The organism is Carboxylicivirga agarovorans (assembly GCF_050589845.1).
Classification (GTDB): Bacteria; Bacteroidota; Bacteroidia; order Bacteroidales; family Marinilabiliaceae; genus Carboxylicivirga; species Carboxylicivirga agarovorans.
The window spans coordinates 1-1,631 of record NZ_JBNGPA010000078.1; the positions used below are offsets into that span (position 1 = coordinate 1).

Genomic DNA, 1,631 nt, shown 5'->3' on the forward strand with positions numbered 1-1,631 from the left:
AGTTTTATGAAAATTGTTACAAAAGTTTCTAAAACCACCTCCCGGTTCGTACCTCACCGGACTCCTCCTTCTATGTTGTAATCCAAATTTTTTCATAGCTTTTTTGTTAAAATTCAACACCTTACATTTTCAGCCTCTTTTCATCGGGCAATACGGAGCCAGAAGGATATTCTTTCCTTGGCAAAGTTACAATGGGTTCGATGCCCATTGTAACTTTAAAAGAATCCTTCGCGTCGGTATAAAACTTTCGCCGTCGGGTTCTCCCTTGGCTTTCCAAATTTGATCTATAAAAACATCCTTCTATTAACGGACATCTTATTGACGCCGCATTTCTGTGTTAATCTTTATAGGTAAGAGCTGAAGCCTTTGTGAAACAGACACCTTTAAGGGCTGCAGGAGGAGTCAATCAGTCTTCTTTTACCTTGAATGCTTTTATTCTCAAATTCGGAACTATTTTCATATAACAGAACACACATATTCTTGCTCGTTTTTAATCACAAACCTTATCCTGTTCAATAACTTTTTTGCTATCCTTATTATTGCACATTGTGGTTCCATCCTGCTTCTTAACTCAACATATTTTAATGACAGAGCAGGGTCGTACCTTATAGCTATCCATGCCGCCTCAATTATAGACACCCTCAGCAAAGAATTTGCTCGCTTTGTTATGCTTCCTACCTTATCTTTATCGCCAGATGAATTGGTTGTAGGAACCAGTCCGAAATAGGAACATAGCTGATCCAGACTCCGAAACCGTGTTATTGTAACCAGCTCAGTAAGTATCGTTAACGCTGTTATAAATCCTATCCCCGGAATCCCTTGCAAAAGTGAAAGCAATTTGGAATAAGCCGAGTCCTTGTTCAATTTTCGCAACTCTCTTGTTATGAACAATAATTTGTGGCGTAAAAATTCAGCCGTGTCCAATGTTTCCTTAATTACCATGGTACCTTGAGGAGTCGACAGCTCCAATCTGCTTAACCAACTTGTAAATTGCCTTGACCAATATTTAGAAGCACTGTTCAGTTCCACTGGAATCTTTATTCCGTTGTAATACAAATACGATTTTATCCTGTTTTTGTGTCTTCCCAATTCTCTTGACAAAGTCTTCCTATATCTTACCAGCCCCCTTAATTCTTCCAGCGTTTGAGAGGGAACATATATCCCTTCAACTTCTTTGTTCCTTAAAGAACGAGCTAATTTTCTGCTGTCTCTTCTGTCTTCTTTTTGTTTCCTTTCTTTGTCGGTTGTCGGAATATCTGCTGGGTTTACAACTATATTGTGTATCCCAACCCGCGTTAACTCTCGGTGTATACTAAAACCGCAAAATCCGGCTTCATAGATAGAATGGTAATTTCCTCCTGGGAAATATTTCTGCAGATAGGCAAACAGCTTATTTGCGTCTGGGTCTTGTGAAAATGTTTTATGAACAACCTCTTCTAACATGATTGTTACTACCCAACTCTTCAAATGAACATCAATACCTACATAAATATCTTGTCCTTTGAAACTGATTGTTTTAACTTTCCGTTGCATAAGCCTCTTGTTTATTAATTAGACACTTGTTACTTTATCTAATTTACGACACAATAGAGGCTTATGTGTTTCTTATTACAAACATACAGCCTTTTTGT

Annotated in this window: 1 protein-coding gene; it reads right to left on the minus strand. The window is 38.0% G+C overall.

Translation table 11 applies throughout. From position 1 onward, the window contains the following. Nucleotides 1-456: 456 nt before the first annotated feature. Entirely contained in the window at nt 457-1,533 is a 1,077-nt protein-coding gene (locus ACRD69_RS25265) for an IS110 family RNA-guided transposase (protein WP_430817915.1), read from the minus strand. Nucleotides 1,534-1,631: the final 98 nt, after the last annotated feature.